This window comes from Streptomyces hyderabadensis (assembly GCF_020404845.1).
Lineage (GTDB): Bacteria > Actinomycetota > Actinomycetes > Streptomycetales > Streptomycetaceae > Streptomyces > Streptomyces hyderabadensis.
In genome coordinates this window covers 1-23,188 of the sequence record NZ_JAIOJZ010000030.1, presented here as the reverse complement: position 1 = coordinate 23,188, position 23,188 = coordinate 1, and the positions used below count along the sequence as shown (strand labels likewise).

23 protein-coding genes are annotated in these 23,188 nt (G+C 72.2%); 10 read left to right on the top strand and 13 right to left on the bottom strand.

The window, feature by feature from the left end; genetic code table 11:
- The first annotated feature begins 1 nt into the window (after position 1).
- Complete coding sequence (locus K7854_RS22750; RefSeq protein ID WP_226028399.1) at positions 2 to 1,399, top strand: alpha/beta hydrolase family protein; 1,398 nt, start codon at positions 2 to 4, stop codon at positions 1,397 to 1,399.
- Between the two features lie 67 nt (positions 1,400 to 1,466).
- On the opposite strand, the gene K7854_RS22745 is transcribed toward K7854_RS22750, so the two are convergent.
- Genes K7854_RS22745 through K7854_RS22710 form a run of 8 tightly spaced genes read right to left on the bottom strand, consistent with a single transcriptional unit; the run spans position 1,467 to position 10,417 of the window.
- A complete protein-coding gene (locus tag K7854_RS22745; RefSeq protein ID WP_226028398.1) occupies positions 1,467 to 2,939 on the bottom strand; it encodes an MFS transporter in 1,473 nt (490 codons plus the stop codon).
- Positions 2,932 to 4,185, bottom strand: a complete 1,254-nt coding sequence (locus tag K7854_RS22740; RefSeq protein WP_226028397.1) for a 2-hydroxyacyl-CoA dehydratase family protein — start codon at positions 4,183 to 4,185, stop codon at positions 2,932 to 2,934. The genes K7854_RS22745 and K7854_RS22740 overlap by 8 nt, the downstream gene beginning before the upstream one ends.
- On the bottom strand, positions 4,182 to 5,333 hold the full coding sequence (locus tag K7854_RS22735; RefSeq protein ID WP_226028396.1) for a 2-hydroxyacyl-CoA dehydratase family protein: 1,152 nt from the start codon (positions 5,331 to 5,333) through the stop codon (positions 4,182 to 4,184). The genes K7854_RS22740 and K7854_RS22735 overlap by 4 nt, the downstream gene beginning before the upstream one ends.
- 59 nt (positions 5,334 to 5,392) lie before the next feature.
- Positions 5,393 to 6,631: a CaiB/BaiF CoA transferase family protein gene (locus K7854_RS22730; protein ID WP_226028395.1), complete on the bottom strand. Its 1,239-nt coding sequence runs from the start codon at positions 6,629 to 6,631 to the stop codon at positions 5,393 to 5,395.
- On the bottom strand, positions 6,628 to 7,770 hold the full coding sequence (locus K7854_RS22725) for a CapA family protein (RefSeq protein ID WP_226028394.1): 1,143 nt from the start codon (positions 7,768 to 7,770) through the stop codon (positions 6,628 to 6,630). The genes K7854_RS22730 and K7854_RS22725 overlap by 4 nt, the downstream gene beginning before the upstream one ends.
- Positions 7,767 to 8,567, bottom strand: coding sequence for an amino acid ABC transporter ATP-binding protein (locus K7854_RS22720; protein WP_226028393.1), 801 nt, complete (start codon positions 8,565 to 8,567; stop codon positions 7,767 to 7,769). The genes K7854_RS22725 and K7854_RS22720 overlap by 4 nt, the downstream gene beginning before the upstream one ends.
- Positions 8,564 to 9,490: an amino acid ABC transporter permease gene (locus K7854_RS22715; RefSeq protein ID WP_226028392.1), complete on the bottom strand. Its 927-nt coding sequence runs from the start codon at positions 9,488 to 9,490 to the stop codon at positions 8,564 to 8,566. The genes K7854_RS22720 and K7854_RS22715 overlap by 4 nt, the downstream gene beginning before the upstream one ends.
- 3 nt (positions 9,491 to 9,493) lie before the next feature.
- Positions 9,494 to 10,417 (bottom strand): transporter substrate-binding domain-containing protein, encoded by a 924-nt coding sequence (locus tag K7854_RS22710; protein ID WP_226028391.1) that lies wholly within the window; start codon positions 10,415 to 10,417, stop codon positions 9,494 to 9,496.
- 137 nt (positions 10,418 to 10,554) lie between these two features.
- On the opposite strand from K7854_RS22710, the gene K7854_RS22705 reads away from it, so the two are divergent.
- On the top strand, positions 10,555 to 11,562 hold the full coding sequence (locus tag K7854_RS22705) for a PaaX family transcriptional regulator (protein WP_226028390.1): 1,008 nt from the start codon (positions 10,555 to 10,557) through the stop codon (positions 11,560 to 11,562).
- Positions 11,563 to 11,620: 58 nt separating this feature from the next.
- On the opposite strand, the gene K7854_RS22700 is transcribed toward K7854_RS22705, so the two are convergent.
- Positions 11,621 to 12,085, bottom strand: coding sequence for a MarR family winged helix-turn-helix transcriptional regulator (locus tag K7854_RS22700; RefSeq protein ID WP_226028389.1), 465 nt, complete (start codon positions 12,083 to 12,085; stop codon positions 11,621 to 11,623).
- A 187-nt stretch (positions 12,086 to 12,272) separates the two neighbouring features.
- Between K7854_RS22700 and K7854_RS22695 the strand changes: the two genes are divergently transcribed.
- The 4 genes from K7854_RS22695 to K7854_RS22680 are packed head-to-tail and all read left to right on the top strand — an operon-like array spanning position 12,273 to position 16,108.
- Complete coding sequence (locus K7854_RS22695; RefSeq protein WP_226028388.1) at positions 12,273 to 13,184, top strand: SDR family oxidoreductase; 912 nt, start codon at positions 12,273 to 12,275, stop codon at positions 13,182 to 13,184.
- Between the two features lie 16 nt (positions 13,185 to 13,200).
- Positions 13,201 to 14,073 (top strand): amidohydrolase family protein, encoded by an 873-nt coding sequence (locus K7854_RS22690; protein ID WP_226028458.1) that lies wholly within the window; start codon positions 13,201 to 13,203, stop codon positions 14,071 to 14,073.
- A gap of 11 nt (positions 14,074 to 14,084) precedes the next feature.
- Positions 14,085 to 15,653: an acyl-CoA synthetase gene (locus K7854_RS22685; RefSeq protein WP_226028387.1), complete on the top strand. Its 1,569-nt coding sequence runs from the start codon at positions 14,085 to 14,087 to the stop codon at positions 15,651 to 15,653.
- Positions 15,650 to 16,108: a MaoC family dehydratase gene (locus tag K7854_RS22680; RefSeq protein ID WP_226028386.1), complete on the top strand. Its 459-nt coding sequence runs from the start codon at positions 15,650 to 15,652 to the stop codon at positions 16,106 to 16,108. Before K7854_RS22685 ends, K7854_RS22680 begins: the two co-directional genes overlap by 4 nt.
- Positions 16,109 to 16,121: 13 nt before the next feature.
- Here K7854_RS22680 and K7854_RS22675 read toward each other — a convergent pair whose 3' ends face one another.
- On the bottom strand, positions 16,122 to 16,649 hold the full coding sequence (locus K7854_RS22675) for a sugar O-acetyltransferase (protein ID WP_226028457.1): 528 nt from the start codon (positions 16,647 to 16,649) through the stop codon (positions 16,122 to 16,124).
- A gap of 113 nt (positions 16,650 to 16,762) precedes the next feature.
- On the opposite strand from K7854_RS22675, the gene K7854_RS22670 reads away from it, so the two are divergent.
- Together K7854_RS22670 and K7854_RS22665 are read left to right on the top strand one after the other, a co-directional pair.
- Positions 16,763 to 17,692: a LysR family transcriptional regulator gene (locus K7854_RS22670; protein WP_226028385.1), complete on the top strand. Its 930-nt coding sequence runs from the start codon at positions 16,763 to 16,765 to the stop codon at positions 17,690 to 17,692.
- Positions 17,693 to 17,905: 213 nt separating this feature from the next.
- Positions 17,906 to 18,898 (top strand): alpha/beta fold hydrolase, encoded by a 993-nt coding sequence (locus K7854_RS22665; protein ID WP_372481057.1) that lies wholly within the window; start codon positions 17,906 to 17,908, stop codon positions 18,896 to 18,898.
- Between the two features lie 29 nt (positions 18,899 to 18,927).
- Here K7854_RS22665 and K7854_RS22660 read toward each other — a convergent pair whose 3' ends face one another.
- Together K7854_RS22660 and K7854_RS22655 are read right to left on the bottom strand one after the other, a co-directional pair.
- The gene (locus K7854_RS22660) at positions 18,928 to 19,893 is read right to left on the bottom strand and encodes a GlxA family transcriptional regulator (protein ID WP_226028384.1); all 966 of its coding nucleotides are present in this window, start codon (positions 19,891 to 19,893) and stop codon (positions 18,928 to 18,930) included.
- An 18-nt stretch (positions 19,894 to 19,911) separates the two neighbouring features.
- Positions 19,912 to 20,688, bottom strand: a complete 777-nt coding sequence (locus K7854_RS22655) for an ABC transporter ATP-binding protein (RefSeq protein WP_372481059.1) — start codon at positions 20,686 to 20,688, stop codon at positions 19,912 to 19,914.
- Between K7854_RS22655 and K7854_RS22650 the strand changes: the two genes are divergently transcribed.
- On the top strand, positions 20,593 to 21,090 hold the full coding sequence (locus tag K7854_RS22650; protein ID WP_372481056.1) for a hypothetical protein: 498 nt from the start codon (positions 20,593 to 20,595) through the stop codon (positions 21,088 to 21,090). The two genes, K7854_RS22655 and K7854_RS22650, sit on opposite strands and share 96 nt — an antisense overlap.
- Positions 21,091 to 21,214: 124 nt before the next feature.
- Positions 21,215 to 22,507 carry an MFS transporter gene (locus tag K7854_RS22645; protein WP_226028382.1) on the top strand — a complete coding sequence of 431 codons (1,293 nt, stop codon included), beginning with the start codon at positions 21,215 to 21,217 and terminating at the stop codon, positions 22,505 to 22,507.
- A gap of 113 nt (positions 22,508 to 22,620) precedes the next feature.
- On the opposite strand, the gene K7854_RS22640 is transcribed toward K7854_RS22645, so the two are convergent.
- The coding region (locus tag K7854_RS22640) for a sigma-70 family RNA polymerase sigma factor (RefSeq protein ID WP_226028381.1) at positions 22,621 to 23,188 on the bottom strand (568 nt) is incomplete at its 5' end.

Genomic DNA, 23,188 nt, shown 5'->3' with positions numbered 1-23,188 from the left:
CATGGGAACGAGAAGGCTGCGCGACGCTGTCGCCGTGTGCCTGGCGGCTGTCGGCGTGGCCGCGCTCGCCGCCCCGACGGCGGAGGCCGGGCCGCGCGGCGGCGCGCCGTGTCCCGTGGGGAGTCCCGCCGACGTGACCTGTACGGGTGGGCAGTTGGCCGACGGCACTCCGTACCGGTTCGTGGTCCCCGACCGCTGGAACGGCGTGGTGATCGTCGACCTCGACTTCGTGAGCCGCCCCGCCGGGGAGCCGCTCACCGCGGAACTCACCGGGCGGGGTTATGCCGTGGGCGGCACCACCCGCGACGTCACGGGCTGGCGCATCGCCGAGGCCATCGACAACCAGGCTTCGGCGCTCGGGCGGTTCGAGGAGAGCGTCGGCCGTCCCCGGTGGGCCGTCGCCTCCGGGCGCTCGATGGGCGGTTTCGTGTCGGCGGGTGCCGCGCAGGTCCACCCTGACGTCTTCGACGCCGCCGTGCCCTTCTGCGGCGGTCTCGGCGGCGCCGTGGGGCAGTGGAACCAGAAGCTGGACACCGTCTTCACGCTGAAGAACCTGCTCTTCCCCGACAGCACGCTCCCGGTCACGGGAATTCCCGCCGACACCGAACAGGCCACCGCGCGCTGGAGGTCGGCGCTGGCCTCCGCCCAGCAGACCCCTGCGGGCCGGGCCCGGATCGCACTGGCCGCGGCGATCGGGCAGTTGCCGGGCTGGGGCCTGGACGCCGACGGCGCGCCGACGCCGATGCCCGGTCCCGGCGACGCGGACGCCGTGCAGGAGGGCATGTACCTGGCCCTGGCCGGCGGCGCGCAGCCGTACATCGGCCAGGCGATGAGCAGTCGGCGGTCCATCGAGACCCTGGCGGGCGGCAACCCCTCGTGGAACACAGGCGTCGACTACGCTCGTCAGTTCGCGTCGGCGAGCCCTGAACAGCGGCGGACGGTCCGGGAGATGTACTCCCGTGCGGGCCTGGACGTCCGCGCCGACCTCGGGGTCCTGGCCCGGGCGCCGAGGATCCGGGCCGACCCGGCGGCGGTGGCGTACCTGGAGAAGGGCATCGTCTTCGACGGTGACCTGGAGATCCCGGTGCTCACGGTCAATCCGATCGGCGACCAGATCTCCACCGTCGCCCAGCAGCAGTCGTACGGGGAGGCGGCGCGTAGGGCCGGGAAGGCGGCGCTGCTGCGGCAGAGTTACGTGCGGTCGGTCGGGCACTGCGGCTTCACGCCCGGCGAGCAGGTCGCGGCGATCACGGCGATGACGGAGCGGCTGACGACCGGGCACTGGTCCGGCTCGGCCACCCCGGAGGGCCTGAACCGGTCGGCCGGCCGGGCCGGGGAGGCACCCGGGCGCTACGTGCACTACCACCCGCCCGTGTTCAACCGCCCCTACCTCGGCTGACCGGCCGACCAAGTGCGCAGGGCCCCGCCGGACGAGCGTCCGGCGGGGCCCTTGCGACTGCGGCGAACTACCCGCGTGTGTCGAGCGGGGTCTCGCGGAGCAGGAGTACGGCGGCGAGGGCGGCCACTGCGAGTGGTACGGCCACGAGGAACACGGACGCGAGTCCGGCGGTGTAGGCGGCCCGTACGGAGTCGGCGACCTCGGCGGGCAGTTCGGCCACCCGCTCCGGGGTCCCGAGCAGGCTGCCCGGTTCCTGGCCGGGCGGCGTCCCGGAGCGCAGCCGCGCCGAGATCATCGCGCCGAAGGCGGCCACGCCGACCGCTCCGCCGAGCGTGCGGCTGAAGGTGGCCGCCGCGCCCGCCACCCCGACGTCGCCGGTGCCGACGGAGGTCTGCGCGACCAGCACCAGCACCTGCTGGGTCAGCCCGGTTCCCACGCCGAGGACCGCCATGGCCGCGGCGAGCCACCACGGGGAGGTGTCCGGCGCGATCGGTGACAGGAGGACGGCGCCGGCTGTCACCAGGGCGCAGCCCACGACGGGGAACACCTTCCAGCGGCCGGTCCTGTTGATCAGGAATCCGGAGAGCGTGGAGGCCGCGATCATGGTGCCGACCTGGGGCAGCATGAGCAGCCCGGCCTCGGTCGCGCCGTGGCCCCGCACCACCTGGAGGTACTGGGGCAGGTAGATGACGCCGCCGAACATGACCGCGCCGACCAGGAAGCTCGTCGCGCAGGCCACGGCGAGGCCGGGCCGGGCGAAGAGCCGGGGCGGCAGGATCGGGTCCGCGGCGCGGCGTTCGCGGCGCACGCAGGCCACCGCCAGCACGAGCACGCCGGCGCCGAGCGCGGCCGTGGGCCAGGACGGCCACGGCCACGCCCGGCCGCCGGCGGAGAGCAGCAGGACGAGCCCGGACGCGCAGGCGGTGAGCAGGGTGCCGCCGAGGACGTCGACGCCGCCGCGCGGAGCCTCGGGGGTGCGGTGCGGTGCGAGCCGGACGAGCAGGGCGGCGGCCAGCGCGACGGGGACGACGCCGAGGAAGCACCAGCGCCAGCCGAGGCCAGGCAGACCGACGAGGAGCCCGCCGACGAGGGGCCCGGCGACGGATGCGGTGCCGAAGGCCACACCGAACCAGCCGGTGTAGAGGCCGCGTTGGCGCGGCGGGACGAGCCCCGCGACCAGGGCGTTGGTGAGCGCGAGGACGCCGCCCGCGCCGGCGCCCTGCAGTGCGCGTCCGGCGATGAGCGCACTCATCGACAGGGCGCAGCCGGCCACCAGCGAGCCGGCCACGAAGACGCCCAGCGCGGCGATGAGCAAGGGCCTGGGCCCCTTGCGGTCGGCGGCCTTGCCCCACAGCGGCGTCGCCACGGTCATGGTGAGCAGCGCGGCGCTCGCCACCCACGGCACCTGGTCCTGGCCGCCCAGTTCCCCGGCGATGGTCGGCAGCGCGATGCCGACGATCGTGTTGGTGAGCGAGCCGGCGAACAGGGCGGCCAGCGCCCCGGAGAGCACCGTCCGCAAGGCGGGCGCCGGGTCAGTCACCGGCGAGGACGTGCCGGTCGAGCCAGTCGCCGACGGTGCGGGTGAGGGCGTCGCCGTCGGCGCTGCGGGCGTCCACGTTGTCGGCGTGCAGTTCGAGCACCGGGATGCCGGCCGCCTCCAGGGCACGGGTGGTGAAGTAGCTGCCCCGGGCGTCCTCGGAGACCAGGTGCACCACGCCGTCGACGCCGTGGTGGCGGGCCTCCTTCACGTACCACTCGGCCGACCACGGCGGGGTGTAGAGCTGGTCGGAGAAGGCGGCGAAGCGGGCGGCGAGGGCGCGCAGCGGGTCGCCGCCGTAGCGCAGGTAGCCGTCGGCGGCGATCGCGAGGTACATGGACCAGACGAACACCGCGCCGTGGCTCTCCTCGAAGCGCCGGTAGAAGTCGAGGTCGAACCAGAGCCCGCGGCCGATCCACATGAGCCTGGCCCGTTCCTGCGGGCAGACGGACGTGCCGGTGGACACGCGCTCGGCGACCTCGTCGTGGAAGGCGCGGGCGGCGTCCCGGGCCCAGGGGGTGCCGCGGTGCCACTGCGGGATCATCACGCTGGGGATGCTGTCGTTGACCGGCAGCGGGCAGGGGCGTGCCCTGGCGATCAGGTCGCGGGTGCGGCGGTTCCACTCCTGCTGCTCGTTGACGAGGGCCATGACCTCGGCGAAGCGGGTCTCGGAGAACACCCGGCCGGTGGTCTGCTCCAGGAACCTGATCAGGCCTTCGAGTTCGCCGGTCATCAGGTCCAGGCGGTCGCTCCCGACGGCCCGTTCCCAGTCGCGCGGCATCAGTTCCCACCAGCGCGCGGGGACGTCGTTCTCGGCGGCGCTCTCCAGGGGGTAGAAGGAGACGCCGGGCTGGGTGTCCCAGATGTCGAAGATCTTCCGGGAGGCGTCGCCCGTGGTCTCCGCGAGGACGATGGTGGGCCGGGGCAGGCCGCCCCAGGGCGCGTTCGCCGGGTCGGGGTCGAAGGCCGAGGCCAGGGGGATGGAGCTGTACTGCTCGCTGTCGTCGGGGTAGCCGCGCTCGCGCAGCAGTCCGAGGTAGTCCTGGGCACGTCGTTTGGCCGTGACGATCGAGGACCACCACTGGTTGACGACGTACGGGATGCCCATGGCGCGGAAGATCTCCTGCGGGGCGTCGGCGTTGACCAGCGCGAGGGGCCCGCCGTCCGCCGCTTCCTCCCTCAGGTCGGCGAACCACTGCCGCTGGTGGGCGGTCGCCGCCGACGCGGAGGCCAGCCGGGCGGCGCTCATCGGGCCGCCTCCGCGCGGGCACGCGGCCCGGTCGGCTGCGTCGTCCGCACCAGTCCCGCCAGTGCTTCGGCCGCCTCGTCGCCGAGCGCGCCGTACGGCTGCCGGCTCAGCAGCACGGACGGCAGTCCGGTCGCCTCCCGCTGGGCCGGGTAGTCCCAGCCCGGGGCGTCGTCGTGCACCCGGGCGTAGCTCACCAGTGCCTGCGCACCGCACTCCCGCGCCGCACGCCGGGTGTGTGCGGCGCGGGCGCGGATCGAGGCCCGGGGTGCGGAGGGCCCGTTGTACTGATAGCGCTCGGCGAGGGCGGCCTCGGTGGGGGCCGCGGTCCGGCGCAGGGAGAGCAGGTCGCCCCAGTCGTGGTCCTCACCGACGACGAGCAGGCCGCTGTCCTCCAGGGCGGTGTAGACGTGGCCCGTGTCGTGCGGGCTTCCGGTGAGGAACACTCTGAGTCCTTCGTGTTCGGGCAGGTGGTCCGCCTCGGTGAGCAGTTCTTCGAGCAGCGCGGTGGCACGCTCGACGGGCAGTGCGGTGGTCGCGGCCACGACGGTGAGCGTCTGGGTTCCGGTGAGGCGGGCCGGCTGCGACCGGCGCAGGGCGGAGATGCGGGTGAGCAGTTCCCGGAGCCGGTCGTGGGCGCCGATGGCGTCGGCGAGTGCCCGGTCGTCGATCGAACGGCCGGCCCAGGTCTCCACGGTGGCGCGCAACTGGCCGAGCTTGGCGCGCACGTAGCGGGTGGTCGTGCGGTGCGGCAGGTGCAGTACGTCGACCAGGTGCACCGGCGGCAGGGCCAGGGCGGGGTCCACCCGGCGCAGTTCGCGCAGTGCGTAGAACAGCCGCAGGGAGGCCTCGCTGTCGCGTGAGACGACGATGCCGTCCAGCGGGCCGAAGTCGCCTGCGAGCAGCCGGGTGAGGACGGATCGGGCCGCCGGGTCCAGGCCGGTGCCGAGGTAGCGGTCGCCGTCCGTGCTCGGCGTGCCCGGGTCGCCGGACAGGCGCAGGGGCAGCAGGCCGGCCGCGGTGAGGTACTCGACGGGGACGTCGGCGCCGACGTAGCCGATCACCCCGCCGTGGTGGCGTGTTCGGAACGCGTCGGCGGCCGCGCGGCGGTCGGTGCCGTGGGAGGTGAGCCGCGCGAGGGCAGCGGACATGGGGGATTCCTCCAGGTGGTACGGGTGTGCGGCGAAGCGGCGAGAGGGGTGCGGCGGGATCAGATCACCGACTCGGCGGCCAGCTCGGCGAGTTCTTCGGGGCTGTAGCCGAGCTTCTCGCGGTACACCGCGTCGTTGTGCTCGCCGAGCGCCGGGGCGGGCCGGTCGAAGCCCGCGCGGGCGGCGGAGAAGCGGATGGGCACGCCGGTGGTGGCCAGGCCCTCGACGGGGCCGTGCGTCGGGTGGGTGACGGGGACGACCTCCTCGCGCTGCAGCACGAGCGGGTCGTGTACGGCGTCCCTGGGGTCGCGCACCTCGGCGGCCGGCACGCCGTGCTCGGTGAACGCGTCGAGCGCCTCGGCGGTGGGGCGGGTGCTGCTCCACTCCCGGATCAGGGCGTGGATCTCGTCGGCGTGGCGGACCCGCTGGTCGCGGCTGTGGAAGCGGGCGTCGTCGATCAGGTCGGGGCGGCCGACGGCGCGCAGTACGCCGTGGGCGAAGGCGTCGGTGGGTGCGGACAGCGCGATGTGGCCGTCGGCGGTGGGCAGGATGCCGAAGGGGGCGAGGCGGGGCACCATGGCGCCGGTGCGCTGCGGCATGCCGACCGCGGCGAAGGCGTCGAAGGGCTCGCACGCCACCAGGGAGGTGAGCGCGCCGAGCATGGAGACGTCGACGTGCTGTCCCTCGCCGCTCTGGTCGGCCTGCATGAGTGCGGACAGGGTGCCTATCACCGCGAACAGCGGCGCGAGCATGTCGCCGACGGGAAGTCCGAAGCGTACCGGTCCCTCGTCCGGCTCGCCCGCGGTGAGCATGACGCCGGACAGTGCCTGGATGATGGAGTCCATCGCCTTGCCGGAGCCGGGTCCGCCCTGGCTGCCGAAGCCGGTGATGGACGTGTAGACGAGCCGCGGGTTGAGCTCGTGGACGGTGGCGTAGTCGATGCCGAGGCGGCCGGTGACGCCGGGGCTGTAGTTCTCCACGAGGATGTCGGCGTCGCGCACGAGGTCCGCGAAGACCCGCCGGGAGCGCTCGTCCTTGAGGTTGAGGGTGACGCTGAGCTTGTTGCGGCCGCGGGCGAGCATCGAGACCGACATGTCGTCGGGGCCGCGCCGGGTCACGGAGAGGCCGTCGCCGCCGACGTAGGGGGCGTTGTTGCGGGAGGAGTCGCCGCCGGTGGCCGGGTTCTCGACCTTGATGACGGTGGCGCCGAGTCCGGCGAGGAGCAGGGTGGCGTAGGGGCCGGCCAGCGCGGTGGTCAGGTCGATGACGGTCCGTCCGGCCAGTGGCTGGTCGCTCATGATGCCCTCTCGGTGTGCAGGTCGATCCGTACGCGGCCGTCCTCGCGGACGAACCGGCCGTTCAGGCCCGCGGTGCGGGTGATGTGCTCGATGTAGCCGGTGACCCGTCGGCCCTCGTCGGTGTCGCCGCAGGGCACCGGGCGTCCCGCGTCGTCGATCCAGCAGGGCTCGAAGCCCGCTTCGACGAGGCCTTCGCCGTCGAAGCGGCAGACGGCGATCGCGGTGTTGCGGCTCTCCGGGTGGAAGGGGTAGGCGGGCATGCCGGGGTCGGGGACGAAGCCGTACAGCTCCTTGCGGCGGCGGGCCCATGCGGTCAGCTCGGCGCTGGAGCGGCTGCTCGCGTCCGGGGTCAGCGCGCGGGTCACGGTGACGAAGTTGCCGAGGCCGTGGAAGATCGGGCGGCCCCGGTAGGTCTCGATGCCGCGCATGATGTGGGCGTGGTGGCCGAAGACGGCGTCGGCACCGGCGTCGATGGCGGCGCGGGCCACCGGCGACTCGTACATGGCGACGGCGGCGGGGGTGTGGCCGACGCCCTTGTGGAGGCCGACGAGGACGACGTCGGCGCGCTCGCGCAGGGCCGCCACGTCGGTCTGGAGGCTGGTGATGCTGTCCGGGTCGGCGAAGGTGTAGGTCTTCGGCGGGCCGCCCGGGCTGGCGTGGTCGAGTTCGTAGTGGGTGAGGACGTGGACGTAGGCGCAGCCCGCCTTGCGGGAGGTGGCCCAGGACTCGCGCGGGCCGACGCAGTTGTAGGACAGGACGCCGATGCGCAGCCCGCCGCGCTCGACCACGGCCGGGGTGCGGGCCTCGTCCAGGTTCGTTCCGGCACCGACCGTGGCCAGGCCGGCCCGCCGGGCGTGCGCGACGGTGTCGGTGACGCCGGTGTCGCCCGCGTCGTAGATGTGGTTTCCGGCGAGTGTGACGATGTCGAAGCCGGCCTCGGCGAGCGCGGTAAGGGCGGCGGGATCGGCCGGGGGTGCGGGTACGTCGGTGCTCTGCTGGACGGTGGTGGTCGAGTGCGGGACCTCGACGTGCCCGACGGTGACGTCCGCGGCGCTCAGCAGGGGTGCCGAGGGCGCCAGGAACGAGGCGGGGTCGGGCTCGTCGAGGATGAGGTCTCCGACCGAGGCGACGGTGATCACGAGACGGGCTCCTGGGGGGTGGTGTGGGTGTCGCGGTGCCGGGCGAGGAACGAACGCAGGCGCGCGGTGCGGGGGTTGGTGAGCATCTCGTCGGGTGTTCCGCTCTCGACGATGCGGCCCGCCTCCATGAAGACGCAGCGGTCGGCGACCTCGCGGGCGAAGGCGATCTCGTGGGTCACCACGACCATCGTCATGCCCTCGGTGGCGAGGTTGCGCATGACGGCGAGTACCTCGTCGACGAGTTCGGGGTCGAGGGCACTGGTGGGTTCGTCGAAGAGCATGACGCGGGGCCGGGCCGCGACGGCCCGTGCGATCGCCACCCGCTGCTGCTGGCCTCCGGAGAGCTGGCGCGGGTAGTGGGCGGCGCGGTCGGCGAGGCCGACGCGTGCGAGCAGGTCGCGGGCCTCGGCCTCGGCCTCCTCACGGGGCCTGCCGTGGACGCGCACCGGGGCCTCGGTGATGTTGCGGAGCACGGTGAAGTGCGGGATGAGGTGGAACTGCTGGAAGACCATGCTCATCCGGCCGCGCTGGGCGGCGACCCGGCGGGCACTGAGCGGACGCAGGGTGCCGCGGTGCCGTTCGTGGCCGAGCAGTTCGCCGTCCAGGTAGATCGCACCGGAGTCGATGGTCTCCAGCTGGTGCACGCACCGGATGAGGGTGGACTTGCCGGAGCCGGAGGGCCCGATGATCGTGACGACCTCTCCGTCGGCGACGTCGAGGTCGACCCCGTCGAGGGCGGCGTGGTCGCCGAAGTTCTTGCGTACGCCCCGCACGCGCAGGGCGGGTGCAGTGGTCATGCGGAGGCTCCGTCCGTGGTCTTCTTGGGGCGTCGTGCGGGGCCGCTGGTGTGGCCCCGGGAGAAGTGCCGTTCCAGCCAGCGCTGTCCGACGGTGAACAGGGTGACCACGGCGAGGTACCAGAGACAGGCCACGATGAGCATGGGGACGATCTCGTAGGTGCGGTTGTAGACGACCTGGACCGAGTGCAGCAGGTCGGCCATGGCGATCACCGAGACCAGCGCGGTCCCCTTGAGCACACTGATGAACTGGCTGCCGCCGGGCGGGATGATGACGCGCATCGCCTGCGGGAGCACGACCCGGAAGAAGGTCTGGCCCGGGGTGAAGCCCATGGCGCGGGCCGCGTCACGCTGTCCCTGCTCCACGCCCAGCAGTCCCCCACGGATGATCTCCGCCATGTAGGCGGACTCGACCAGCGACAGTCCGATGACGGCGGCCGTGACCGGCGTGATCACCTCGTTGGCGTCCCAGGAGGCGAACTCCGGGCCGAAGGGGATGCCGAGGGAGATGCGCGGCAGGAGGTAGGCGAGGTTGAACCAGAAGATGAGCTGCACCAGGGGCGGGATGCCGCGGAACACGCCGATGTAGAGCGTGGCCGCCCAGCGGACCGGCGGGAAGGGGGACATCTGCGCCGCGGCGAGGATCGCGCCGACGACGGCACCGATGACGGTGGCCGCGACGGCGAGCCACACCGTGGTGCCGAGTCCGGAGAGCACCGAGGGCTCGAACAGGTACTCCGCGACGACGTCCCATTCCAGGCGCGGGTTGGTCACCAGGAAGTGGACGAGCAGCACGGCGACGAGCGCGAGTACCGCGCCGGCCAGCACCCGCCAGGGCCGCACGCGCCGTTTGGACAGGGCGACGTCGTCGGTCTTCGGGTCGGTGGAGTGCTTGCGCTCCGTCAGTGGGATGGGTGCGGCCACGGTTCAGCCCTCTTTGCCGGCGATGTTGAGGACGGGCTTGTCGACCATCACGTCCTTCAGTCCCCAGTGCTCCATGACGCGTCGGTACTCACCGTTGTCGACGAGCTTCTGGAAGGCCTTCTGGAGCACCGGGCCGAGCTTGCTCTCCTTGGGCACGAGGAGGGCGAGGTGATCGGTGGTGGCGCCCTGCTCCTCGGTCTGGGTGACGTAGTCGTACTTGTCCGACTGGGAGTCGGTGACGTCGATGGCGGCGGCCTGGGTCATCCCCGCGGCGTCGGCGCGGCCGGACTGCGCGGCGAGGAGGGTGGCGTTGGTGTCGTCGAGTCCGATCGACCGGGTGGGCTGCTTGCCCTGGTCGGTGCAGTACGCGGACAGTTTGGCCAGCTGGCTCTCGACGATGCTCGACTTCACCACGGCGACCTGCTTGCCGCACAGGTCGGCGGCGGAGGCGATCCGGGTCTTGCCCGCCTTGGGCACGACGTAGGACGTGCGGCTGGTCATCCAGGTGATGGTGTCGAACTGGCGCTCGCGTTCGGCGGTGGCCTGCACGGGCCCGTTGAAGCCGTTGTAGCGCCCGCTGAGCATGCCCTGGAGCGCGGCGGGGAGGTTGTTCACGATCTTGATCTCGGTGCGTACTCCGAGTACCTGCCCGAGCGCTTCCTGCAGGTCCTGGTCGATGCCCGTCACGGAGCCGTCGGCGCCGACCGAGCGGAAGGGCGGGTGCGAGTCACCCGCGAACCGCAGGACGCCGGCGTCCTTGACCGACTGCGGCAGGGCGTCGTGGAGGGCGGTCGCCTCGGGGATGGAGGGCTTGGAGACGCCTTGCTCCTCGTCGGCGGCGCAGCCGGCGAGGGCCGTGACGGAGACGAGTGCGGTCGTGAGGGTCCAACATGTTCGCCACCGACGGTGGCCTCGAAAGTTGCGCATGAAGGTGTTCCCTTGCATGGGAGAGGATCCGCATCATTGTCGGTATCGATGCCGAGCGTCGCACGAGGTGTCGCCTATGACAAGACTCGTGCGATACTTCGATGCGACGCGACGGCCACCGAGGGAACTGGGGTGCCATGGGGAAGGACCTGCCGAAGACCGAGCTGCCCCGGGCTCAGAACGGGGCGGAGCCGCAGCTTCTGCTGACCTCCCTGCTGGGCGACTTCTGGTACTGGCGCGACGAACACATCCCCGCCACAGCCCTGGTGAGACTGCTGGCCGACTTCGACGTGACGTCCGACGGCGCCAGAGCCGCGATGCGTCGGCTGGTGGCCCGCGGGCTCCTGGACACCTCCCGCAGCGGACGCACCACGGCGTACGGGATCCCGGCGCGCACCTCCGAGGTGATCGTCGAACGCACGCACCGGATGCTGACCTTCGGCACGACCGCGCCCGAGTGGGACGGACAGTGGACGGTCGTCGCGTTCTCCGTCCCCGAGCAGGCCCGGGGCCTGCGCACGGCCCTGCGCTCCCGGCTGCGGCTGCTGCGGTTCGCGGCGCTCTACGACGGCGTGTGGGTGTCGCCGCACGACCTCGGCGCACCGGCTCAGGCCCTGCTGCAGGAACTCGGCATCGAGACCGCGACCGTGCTGCGCTGCGTCGCGGTGCCCGGCGGCACCCGCCGGGGCGACCCGGTCTCGGCGTTCGACCTGACGTCGCTGAGCCAGGAGTACCGCGCCTTCACCGAACGCTACGAGCCCGTGCTGAAGAGCCTCGCGGCGGGCCTGATCAGCCCGGCCGAGGCGCTGCGCACCCGCACCGAACTGAGGGTGGCCTGGCGGCGGTTCCCCGAGACCGACCCGGACCTGCCGGCCGAGCTGCTGCCGCCCGACTGGGACCGGCCGCGCGCCCAGCAGGTCTTCCTCGAGATCTACGACCGCCTGGGTCCGCTGGCCGAGCTGCGGTTCCGGCAGATCCTCGGCACGGTCTCACCCGAACTGGCCGAACTGGCCTCCCATCACGACTCCGCGGCCGTGGCCGACCTGTACGCCTCGCTGGGCGACCGCAGGGCGCACGGGGACACCCCGTTCGAGCAGGCGACGGCGGCACGGCGGCTGGACGAGGTGACGCGCTCGAGGTCGTGACCCGGGCGGCCGCGCGCCGCACAGACCGGCCGTCCGTCACCCGCCACCCGCCACGCGGTCAGGACAGTGCGCGGTGGGCGCTCTTCAGGACCTCACGGAACCGCTCGACGTCGGCGGGACCGAGGTCCGCCACCATCCGCCGCTCCAGCAGCCGGGCCGGCTCGGCGTAGTCGGCGAGCAGCCGCCGTCCCGCTTCCGCGAGCCGGATCACCTTCTCCCGCCGGTTCGACGGGTTCGGCTCGCGTCGCACCAGGCCCCGGCTCTCCAGCGCGCGCACCATGTCCGCCATCGACTGCGCCGTGACGAACGAGTCGCGGGCCAACTGCGCGGCGGAGATGCCGTCGTGCCGCTCCAGCACGGTCAGCGCCGTGTACTGCAGCGCGGTGACGCCCGCGGGCTTGAGCAACTCCTCCAGGCGGGCGCGGACCACGAGTTCGGTCCGCTTGAGCAGGTAGAGCAGCGACGGCCCCGCTTCGGCCGCGGATCCGGCACCCTCCACGGACCGCTCCGGCGCTCGCTTCATCCCGTGCCTCCACTGACTGCCGATCCGGGCCTCACGAGGGACCAGCCTAAGCCATTGACAGGATTCCTGTTGAATGAGAACACTGGACCCAGCAACCGACAGGATTCCTGTCGATCAAGTCTGGGTGACGGCCCGGTCGGCCGCACCGCCCCTCACCACCTCACCGCCAGCAGGAAGAGGCACAGTCATGGAGCTGCAGGGCAAGGTCGCCGTCGTCACCGGAAGCGGCCGCGGACTGGGACTCGCGTACGCCCGGGCCCTGGCCGCCGCGGGCGCCGCCGTCGTGGTCAACGACGTCGACGCCGACGTGGTCGACGAGGCGGTCGGCGCCATCACCGCGGCCGGCGGCAGGGCCACCGGAGTCGTGGCCGCCGTGGGCGACAGCGAGGCCGCCGAACGGATCACCGACACGGCGGTGCGCACGTTCGGCCGGCTGGACGTCCTCGTCACCAACGCCGGGATCCTCCGCGACCGGGTGCTGTGGAAGATGACGGACGACGACTTCGACTCCGTGATCAAGGTCCACCTGCGCGGCACCTTCACCTGCGCCCGGGCCGCGGCGGTGCGGATGCGCGAGCAGGGCGAGGGCGGACGGCTGGTCCTGATCTCCTCCCCCGCCGGCCAGCGCGGCAACTTCGGCCAGACCAACTACGCCGCCGCCAAGGCCGGCATCGTGGCGATGGCCCGGACCTGGGCGCTGGAGCTGGCCCGCGCGGGCATCACCGTCAACGCGGTCGTCCCCGTCGCCGCCACCGAGATGACCAAGACCGTCCCGGCCTTCGCCCCGGCCATCGAGGAGGCCGAGCGCACCGGCGCACCCCTGCCGGACTGGCTGCGCAAGGACGAGGGACTCGGCACCGTCGAGGACGTGGCCGGCCTGATCACCTTCCTCGCCTCGGAAGCCGCCAAGGACGTCACCGGGCAGGCCATCGGCATCGGCGGCGACCGGCTGGCCCTGTGGGCCCACCCCAAGGAGAAGGCGGTCGCCCTCACCGACGGCGGCTGGAGCGCCGACGCGATCGGCGAGCACTGGCACGCCGGGGTCGGCGCCGACCCCGAGACGTACGGCATTCCGGCTCCCAAGGCGCCGGAGGCCTGACGTGAGCGACCCGGTCATCGATGTCGACAGCCTCACCGCCATCGACGTCCACACCCACGCGGAGATCTCCCGTACCGGACACGGCGCGCTGAGCCCGGAGCTCTTCGGGACCTCCGAGGAGTACTTCAAGGCGCACGGCCACCGGCAGCCGACCATCGACGAGATGGCCGCGTACTACCGGGAACGGCACATGGCCGCCGTGGTGTTCACCGTGGACGCCGAACACGCCACCGGCCATCCGCGCATCGCCAACGAGGAGGTCGCCGAGAGCTGCGCCGCCCACGCCGACGTACTCGTCCCGTTCGCCAGTGTCGACCCGCACAAGGGCCGTGCGGGGGTGCGGGAGGCACGCCGCCTGGTCGAGGAGCACGGGGTGCGCGGCTTCAAGTTCCACCCCAGCATCCAGGCGTTCTCCCCCGACGACCGGATGGCCTACCCGCTCTACGAGGCGATCGAGGAACTCGGTGTGCCCGCGCTCTTCCACACCGGGCAGACCGGGATCGGCGCCGGAGTGCCCGGAGGCGGCGGCATCCGGCTGAAGTACTCCAACCCCATGCTCGTCGACGACGTGGCCGTGGACTTCCCCGAACTGCGGATCATCCTGGCTCACCCGTCCTTCCCCTGGCAGGACGAGGCCCTGGCCGTCGCCACGCACAAGCCCTATGTGTACATCGACCTGTCGGGCTGGTCCCCGAAGTACTTCCCGCCGCAGCTGGTGCGGTACGCCAACACGCTGCTCAAGGACAAGGTGCTCTTCGGCTCCGACTACCCGGTCATCACCCCGGACCGCTGGCTCGCCGACTTCGAGAAGCTCGACATCAAGCCCGAGGTGCGGCCCAGGATCCTCAAGGACAACGCCGCCCGGCTGCTCGGCCTGACCAAAAACTGAGGGAGGACTGCGTGTTGAACCAAGGCATCGGCTCCTGGCCGGCCCGCCGGGCACGCAAAACCCCCGGGCGCACGGCCCTGGTCCACGGGAACACCGAGATCACCTACCGCCTGCTGCACGAACGGGTCCTGCGTCTGGCGCACGGACTGCGTGCCCTCGGCGTCGCCCGCGGCGACCGAGTCGCGCACCTGGGTCCCAACCACCCCGCCTTCCTGGAGACCCTGTTCGCCGCCGGCGCCCTCGGGGCCGTGTTCGTCCCGCTCAACACCCGCCTCGCGGCCCGGGAGTTGACGTACAACCTCGGTGACTCCGGCAGTACGGTGCTGGTGCACGGCGCCGAGCAGGCGAAGACGGCCGCCGCTGCCACCGCGGACGGCGGGGTCCGGCACCGCGTCACCCTCGGCACGCCGGACGGCGGGGCCCTGGGCTACGAGGAGCTGCTCGCGGGCAGCGACACCGGTCCGCTGGACGAGCCGGTCGCCCCGGACGATCCGTGCCTCATCATGTACACCTCCGGAACGACGGGCCGTCCCAAGGGCGCGGTGCTCTCGCACGCCAACATCACCTGGAACAGCGTCAACGTCCTCGTCGACACCGACCTGACCGTCGACGAGGTCACCCTGGTCGTCGCCCCGCTGTTCCACACCGCCGGGCTCAACATGACCTGCCTGCCGACCCTGCTCAAGGGGGGCCGGGTCGTGCTGCTTGAAGCCTTCGATCCGGGGACCGTGCTGGACGTCGTCGAGCGCCGGCGGGTGACGTACATGTTCGGCGTGCCCACGATGTACGACGCGATGGCCGCCCATCCGCGCTGGGAGACGACCGACCTGTCCAGTCTGCGCTCCGTGAACTGCGGAGGCGCACCGGTCCCGGCACGCACCATCGAGCGGTACCTCGCCCGCGGCCTGGCCTTCAGCCAGGGGTACGGCATGACCGAGGCCTCCCCCGGCGTGCTCTTCCTGGACCGGGAGCAGAGCGCGGCCAAGGCGGGGTCCGCGGGCGTCCCGCACTTCTTCACCGACACCCGGGTCGTCCTCGCCGACGGCAGCCCCGCGGGCCCCGGGCAGCGCGGCGAGGTCCTCGTCCAGGGACCCAACGTGATGTCCGGCTACTGGGGCCGCCCCGAGGACACCAGGGGCGCCTTCACCGACGACGGATGGCTGCGCACCGGCGACGTCGCCCGCACGGACGAGGAGGGCTACGCCTACATCGTCGACCGGGTCAAGGACATGTTCGTCTCCGGCGGGGAGAACGTGTACCCGGCCGAAGTGGAGGACGCCCTGCTGAGTCACCCGGCGGTGCGCGAGTGCGCGGTCGTCGGCGTGCCGGACGAGGTCTGGGGCGAGGTCGGCCACGCCGTCGTCGTCCTGGAGGCCGGCCGCCGCGCCGACGGCCCCGAGATCCTGGCGCACCTGCGGGACCGGCTGGCCAAGTACAAGATCCCCAAGACCGTCGCCTTCGCCGGGGACCTGCCGCGGACGGCCTCCGGCAAGATCATCAAGTCGGCCGTGCGCACGGCCCACCCGGCGCCCTCCCCCGATCCCACCACCCCGACCCCGTGGAAAGGCAGCACCCCGTGACCACCACCGCCCAGGGCCTCGAAGGCCTCGTCTCCCTCGCCGGCCGCGACCTCGGCCGTACCGACTGGCTGGAGATCACGCAGGAGCGTGTGAACACCTTCGCCGACGCCACCGACGACCACCAGTGGATCCACACCGATCCCGTAAAGGCCCAGCAGGGTCCCTTCGGGGGCCCCATCGCCCACGGCTACCTCACCCTGTCCCTGATCATCCCGCTGTTCGGCGACCTGCTGGAGATCTCCGGCATCTCCATGAGTGTCAACTACGGCCTGGAGAAGGTGCGCTTCCCGAGTCCCGTGCCGGTCGGCGCGAAGATCCGCCTGCACGGCACGGTCGACTCGGTCGACGCGGTCAAGGGCAACGGGGTGCAGATGGCGCTGACCTTCACCGTGGAGGTCGAGGGCAGTGAGAAGCCCGCCTGCGTGGCCCAGGCCGTGTACCGCCACTACGCCTGACCCGCGGCAGACCTCAGCCGGTCTCCTTGATCACCCTGGCAGGCACTCCCGCGACCACCGTGCCGGCGGGAACGTCACGGGTGACCACCGCCCCGGCGGCGACCACCGCACCGGCCCCGATGGTCACCCCTTGCGTGATCACGGCAGCCGTCCCGATCCAGACGTCGTCCTCGATGACGATCGGGGCGAAGGAGAGGTACTCGCGGCGCTCGGCCAGGCGCAGTGGATGGCCGCCGGTGACGAGGCTGACCTTCGGGGCGATCATGACTCCGTTGCCGATTCGGATGCCTCCCTTGTCCATGAAGGTGCATCCCTGGTTGACGAAGACGTTCTCCCCGAACGTCGTGTTCAGCCCGTACTCGGTGAAGAACGGCGGGTAGATCGTCACCGATTCCGGCAGCGGGCCGCCGAACACAACGGAAAGGAGTTCCGCGCGGCCCGCGCTGTCACTGAAAGGAAGAACGTTCAGTCGCGACGTCGCATCGGTTACCTCCGCGATCCGCCTCGCGTGACGCGTGAATTCAGGAGTCCGGACATACATGATCTCTTCTGTGCGGGTAGACATGTGCTGATCCCACCACCGTGCGGAACTGTCGATCAAACAACGGGCACCGCACCAGCCACAACCGAGGGTTGTGGAAGTAGGGTGGAAGTGTGGATGTCGAGGCACTGCGGACGTTCGTGGCCGTCGCGGAAACCGGTCAGTTCCAGGCTGCGGCCGACGAGCTGGGGATCAGTCAGCAGGCGGTCTCCAAGCGGATCGCGGCCTTGGAGAGGCATGTCGGGGTCGCGCTGTTGGTGCGGACCTCCCGGGGCTCCCGGCCGAGCCTGGACGGGCAGGTCTTCCTGCCGCACGCCAAGCAGGTCCTGGCCGCCGTCGAGCAGGCCGAGCGGGCTGTGCGCCCCGGCAGCCGTCCCTTGCGGGTCGACGTCCTCAACCGGCGCATCTCCCCGGCCCAGGCCGTCCACCGGTTCTACCGATCCCGTCCCGGGACGGACCTGGACGTGGTCACCCTGGACACGGAGAACGCAGCCCAGGCCACCCAGGCAGTGCTCGACGGGACCGTCGACGCATCCTTCCGCGCCGTGCCCGCCGGCCAGGTCCCGGCCGGGCTCAGCGCCGAACGGCTCCTGGACACGCCCCTGGACATCCTGGTCGGCCCGGGCCACCCGCTGGCCGACGCGCCCAGGGTCAGCCCCGCGGAACTCGTCGGCCACCGTATCTGGATCCCCGGGATCAGGCCGGGCACGGAGTGGGCCGCCTTCTACCAGGCGCTCTCGGAGACGTTCGGCCTGAGCATCGACGCGCTCGGCCCCCACTTCGGTGACGAGGCCCTGATGGACACACTGGCCGACTCGGCCTCGCTGGCCACCCTCGTCGGAAGCGGGGACCGGTACGTGTGGCCCCGAAACCACGACCTGCGGCGCATCCCGCTGCACGACCCGACTCCGGTCTACCCGCACGTGCTGCTGTTCCGCACCGGCGACCAGCACCCGGTACTGACCGCCCTGCGCGACCATCTGCGCACCACGACCCCGCCAGCCCCGCACGACGCGTGGGTGCCGGACTGGGCGGGCCACTGAGCAGAAGGCCGGATGTCAGTCGCGTCGAGCCCAGAACAGGGCATGCCCGCCCTCGCATTGCGGTCCCGCCGCCCAGACCGTCCTCGTCGAGACCGGTCCAGGCCCGATGTCCGGTGGTCATCAGGAGCCAACCGCCCCAGGCAGGGTGGTTCTGGGTCCACCCCCGCCGGGGTGCTGGACCGCTGGTGGGCCGAACGGGCCGTTCATAGCGTTGTGTTCATGAGGAATGACACGAACGAAAAACAAGAAGGTGCCACCCGGCGGACGGCGCTGCGTGGGCTGGGACTCGCAGTGGGGGGCATGGCGCTGGCCACCGGGCCCGGAACCTCGGCGGCCTCCGCGGCCTCGCGTCGCGGGCCCGTGACTTACGTGCTGGTGCACGGCACCCACAGCGCCGGCGCGTTCTGGATGCCGATCGCGCGGGAACTGGTGCTGCGCGGCCACCGCGTCGTCATGGTGGACCAGCCGCGGCACGGCGCGGAGGCCTTCGTGGCGGAGTCGTACCAGCGGCAGGACCTCGCGGCGATGGCGGTCGAGCCGTCCCCGCTGAAGGGCCTGGGGCTGGACGACTACGAGGCGCGCGTCACGGGAATCGTGCGGCGCGCCGCACGCAACGGCCCGGTGGTGCTGGTCGGGCACAGCCTGGGTGGCGTGTCGGTCAGCCGTGTCGCCGACGCCGTCCCGCACCTGCTGCACCACATCTGCTACATGGCGGCCTTCTGTCCCAGCCGCGTGCTGCCCACGGCGGACGCCTGCACGGCGGCACCCGAGAACGCGAACGCCGTCAGCCCGGTGGAGCTGACGGTGGGTGACCCGGACCGGCTCGGGGTGTTGCGGCTCAACTTCCGTACGGGTGTCAGCGGTGAGCTGGCCCTCCTGAAGGAGATGATCTGCGCGGACTACCCCGACGCCGACTTCCGCCGGACCCTGGCCGGCATGCAGACCGACGAGCCCGTCGCCGCCTACGCGGGCCGGGCGGTCGGCCGGGCCGGCACCTGGGGACGCATCCCCCGCACGTACCTCCGTTTCGGCAAGGACCGTACGATCGCCACCGCGCTCCAGGACCGCATGATCGCGGAAGCCGACGCGTCCACACCTGGCAACACCTTCCGCGTGCACGACTTCCCTGACGCGTCACACGTCGGCCCCCTGGACCCCACCCCGGTCGCGGACGCCCTGGACACGCTCGCGAGGCAGGGTCGTTAGGTCGGCAATACCGTGGGAGTCTCCTCGCGTCAGCTGTCCGCGTGTGCGACGTGCCGGCTGAAGGCCTGGCGGTAGGCGGTCGGTGTGGTGTCCAGTGCGCGACGGAAGTGCAGACGCAGGTTGGCGGCCGAGCCCAGGCCGGAGTCACGTGCCACCCGGTCGACGGAGTGGTCCGTGGTCTCCAGGAGTTCGCGTGCCAGGCCGAGCCGGGCGCCCACCAGCCACTGCAGTGGCGTGGTGCCCGTCTCCTCCGTGAACCGGCGCATGAAGGAGCGTTCCGACATGCCGGCGTGGCGGGCCAGTTGTGTGACGGTGAGCGTCTCGCCCAGCCGCTCCAGTGCCCACGAGCGGGTGTCGGCCAGTGACGTGTCGCCGACGTGCGCGACGGGTGCCGGTACGTACTGGGCCTGCCCGCCTTCGCGATGGGGTGCGGCGACGATGCTCCGGGCGATCTGGTTGGCCACCACGGCTCCCAGGTCGCGGCGGACGATGTGCAGGCACAGGTCGATGCCGCAGCACACGCCGGCGGAGGTGAGGATGTCGCCCTCGTCCACGTAGAGCACGTCGCGGTCCACGTGCACGGCGGGGTAAAGGCGTTCGAGCTCGTCGATGTATTGCCAGTGAGTGGTGGCATGGAGGCCGTCGAGCAGGCCGGCCGCGGCCAGTGTGAACGCCCCGGTGCAGATGGACACCACGCGTCGGCCACGGTCTCGCGCCCTGGCGAGCGCGTCGAGCACCTCCTGCGGCAGCTTTGCCTGCGGCAGGAATTCCTGCCCGAGACCCGGCACGATCAAGGTGTCGACCGAGTCCAGGTCCTCCAGGCCGCCGGAGACGGCGAGCACGAAACCGCTGGTGGTCGGGACAGGACTGACAGGTCCGAAGACGGAGAGCCGATACGGGGTCTCCTCGCGCGGCGCGAAGATCTGCAAGGGGATGGCCAGGTCGAGCGGGGCCATCCCTTCCAGGGCCAGTACCCCTACTCGGTGAACCGTCATGGCAGCATACTAGTGCACCTAGGGATTTCTGCCACGATGCCGCTGCTCTCGTGGCCTCCGAGGCATCGTGCCGGTGTGGTCGAACGCGATCAGCGGGTCGCCGGTCAAGGGGTGCGGGACGACTGCGGCGCGTACCCCGAAGACATCGGCGAGGAGTTCCGGGGTGAGGACTTCGAACGGGCTGCCGGAAGCGACGACCTCGCCGGTGTGCAGGACGTGGAGCCGGTCGCAGACGGAGGCGGCCGCGTTGAGGTCGTGCAGCGACACGAGTGTCGTGCGGTGCTGGGCCCGCAGCAGGGCCAGCAGTTCCACTTGGTGGCGGACGTCTAGGTGGTTGGTGGGCTCGTCCAGGACGAGCACGTCCGGGTCCTGGGCCAGCGTGCGGGCCAGCAGCACCCGCTGCCGCTCCCCGCCCGACAGGGCCGAGAACCTCCGCCCGCCATACCGCCCCATGCCCACCCGCTCCAGCGCGTCCGCGACGATCCGCCGGTCCTTCACGTCCTCTCCGGCGAAGGCCCGCTTGTAGGGGGTGCGTCCCATCGCCACCACCTCGCGCACCGTCAGTTCGAAGTCACCGCCCCGCTCCTGGGGCAGCGCCGATCGCCGCGAGTCGCGGGGGTGCCGGTCTTCGCCGCGAACGCCCTTGACAGGATGCGGGACATGAGAGGCACGACGCACACCGCCCGAGCCGTACTGGCCATGTCCCCGTCCGCGGCACTCGCTCTCCTCACCGCCGGCTGCACCGGCACAGGGGAGGACGACCGGCCCTCCGGGGCCACCGTGTCCGCCGGGCAGACCCCCGGAGTCACCTCCGCCCCGGGCCGTGTGGAGATACGCATCGCCGGGATCGACCTGTCCGTGACCGACGCGGTCGCGCACCTCGGCCCGACCGGCGGCACGCTGAGCATGACGGTGCGGAACGACAGCACGGTGCCCGAACACCTCGGCATGGTCGGCACGTCGGCGGGCGGCCGGGGCGTCCTGGTCGGCGCCGAGGGCACCAAGGGTGCCGGTGCTCTCACCACCGCGGGCATTCTGCTGCAACCCGGCAGCACCGTCACCTTCGGTGAGGCCGGGGGACCGAGCGTGGAGCTGCCCCGGGCGCGCGGCACCGGTGGGCAGCGCACGCTCCCCGTCACGCTCCAGTTCGGGGTGGCCGGGCTGGTCCATCTCGACGCACGCGTTTCCGACGGCTGAACGACTCCGCTCCGAAGGGGCCGGCGCCGGGACGGCGACCCGGTGAGCAGCCGTGGCAGTATTCTCACGAAAGGGGTCACTTCTGCCACTCGTGGTGGCCGGGCCGTCCGGAAACCCTTGTGCCATGAACGGACCCGCTGCTCCCATCCGGCGCGCCGGCCCCGGTGGCCTGTTCCTGCTGGGCTCGATCGTCGTGTCCCTGCTGGCCGCCTCCAGTGCGCCCACGCCCCTGTACGCGATGTATGCGGACGCCTGGCACTTCTCACCGATCACCACCACCGTCGTCTTCGGTGTCTACGCGATCGCCGTCCTCGTGTCCCTGCTCGTGTTCGGGCGGGTGTCCGATCACGTCGGACGACGGCCCGTGCTGCTGGCCGCGCTCGCCCTGCAGGCCCTCGCGCTGGCCGTGCTCGCCACCGCGCAGGGCGTGGACACGCTGCTGCTCGGGCGGGTGCTCCAGGGCGTCTCCACCGGGAGTGCCGTCGGTGCGCTCGGCGCGGCGATGCTCGACGTCGACCGGCATCGCGGCGCCGTCACCAACGCGGCCGCACCGGGCATCGGCACGGGCAGCGGTGCGCTGGTGTCCGGGGTGCTGGTGCAGTACGCGCCGGCCCCCACGCACCTGGTGTACCTGCTGCTCATCGGTGTCTTCGCCGTCCAGGGCGCGGCCGTGCTCCGGATGCCGGAAACCGTCCGCCGCACACCGGGCGTGCGTGCCGCCCTGGTCCCCAGGATGGCCGTGCCGTCCGGCCTGTGGGGCACGGTGCTGGCGGCGGCACCGATCCTCTTCGCCACGTGGGCGCTCGCCGGTTTCTACGGTTCCCTCGGTCCCGCGCTCGCCCGGCAGTTGTCCGGTTCCGACTCGGCGGTGGTGGCCGGACTCGGGCTCTTCCTGCTGACGGTGACGGCCACCGTGTCGGCCGCCGTTCTGGGCCGCACCCCACCGCCCAGGGTGATGGTGCTCGGCATCGCCGTGCTCATGGTGGCCACGGTCGCCGCGCTGGCCGCGGTCGCAGCGGAGTCGGCGCCGCTGTTCTTCGGCAGCACGGTCGTCGCCGGTGTCGGTTTCGGCGCCGGGTTCCAGGGCGGCCTGCGCACCGTCGTCTCCCGTGCGGCGCCCCACGAACGGGCCGGTCTGATGTCCGTCCTGTACGTCGTGAGCTACCTCGGCATGGGAGTGCCCTCGGTCGTCGCCGGGGTCCTGGTCGTCCACGGCGGAGGGCTCGTGCCCACCGCACGTCTGTACATGTGGGCCGTCCTCGCGCTCTCCGGCGCTGCCCTGATCGGGCTGCTGCTGACGAATCGCTCACCGCGATCCGCCGGCCCGCCGCAGGTGGCCGACCCCGGCGGGCGAGCCCCTGCCAACGGCGGCGACACCCACCGGGACGCGGCCGCCGTGTCCCCGGGGTGCCGTTGACCTGAACCGGCACCCCCTGGGGGGATTGCCGGGGCGAAGTGGTGGCGCCGCCCGAGGCCCGGTCCGTGCCCGCGCGCCCTGACAGCCGCGCGGGCACGGACCATGACGGCTCCTCAGGCCACGGCCGGTACGAACCGCCGCCCGGTGTCGGGCTCTTCGGCCGCCAGCGTCTCCGCCAGGCTCGACCGCGCTCGCGCGACGCGTGACCGGATGGTGCCGACCGGGCACCGGGCCACCTCCGCGGCATCCGCGTACGGCAGGCCGTACACCTGCGTCAGCAGGAAGGCCTCACGCCGGTCCCGGGGCAGGGTGTCGACCAGGTGCATCAGGGCGACTCCGTCGTCGAAGCCCGGCAGTCCGGCCGGCTGGGCACGCTCGACCGCGTCCTGCCAGTCGCCGGTGCTCTCCGTCCTCGGCCGGCGGGCGACCCCTCTGAGGCTGTCGGCGACCGCCCGGCGGGCGATCGACAGCAGCCACACACGGGCCGAGGAACGGCCCTCGAACCGGTGCAGCGCGGTCAGCGCCCGCAGGAACGTGTCCTGGGCGAGGTCGTCGGCGGCCTGGGCGTCGTCGGCCAGGTACGCCACATAGCGCAGTACGTCATGTTGAAGAGCGCGCACGAAGCGGTCGACCAGCGTGTGGCTGCTGCACCTGGCGGGCGGCGCCGAGAACGTGCGGGCC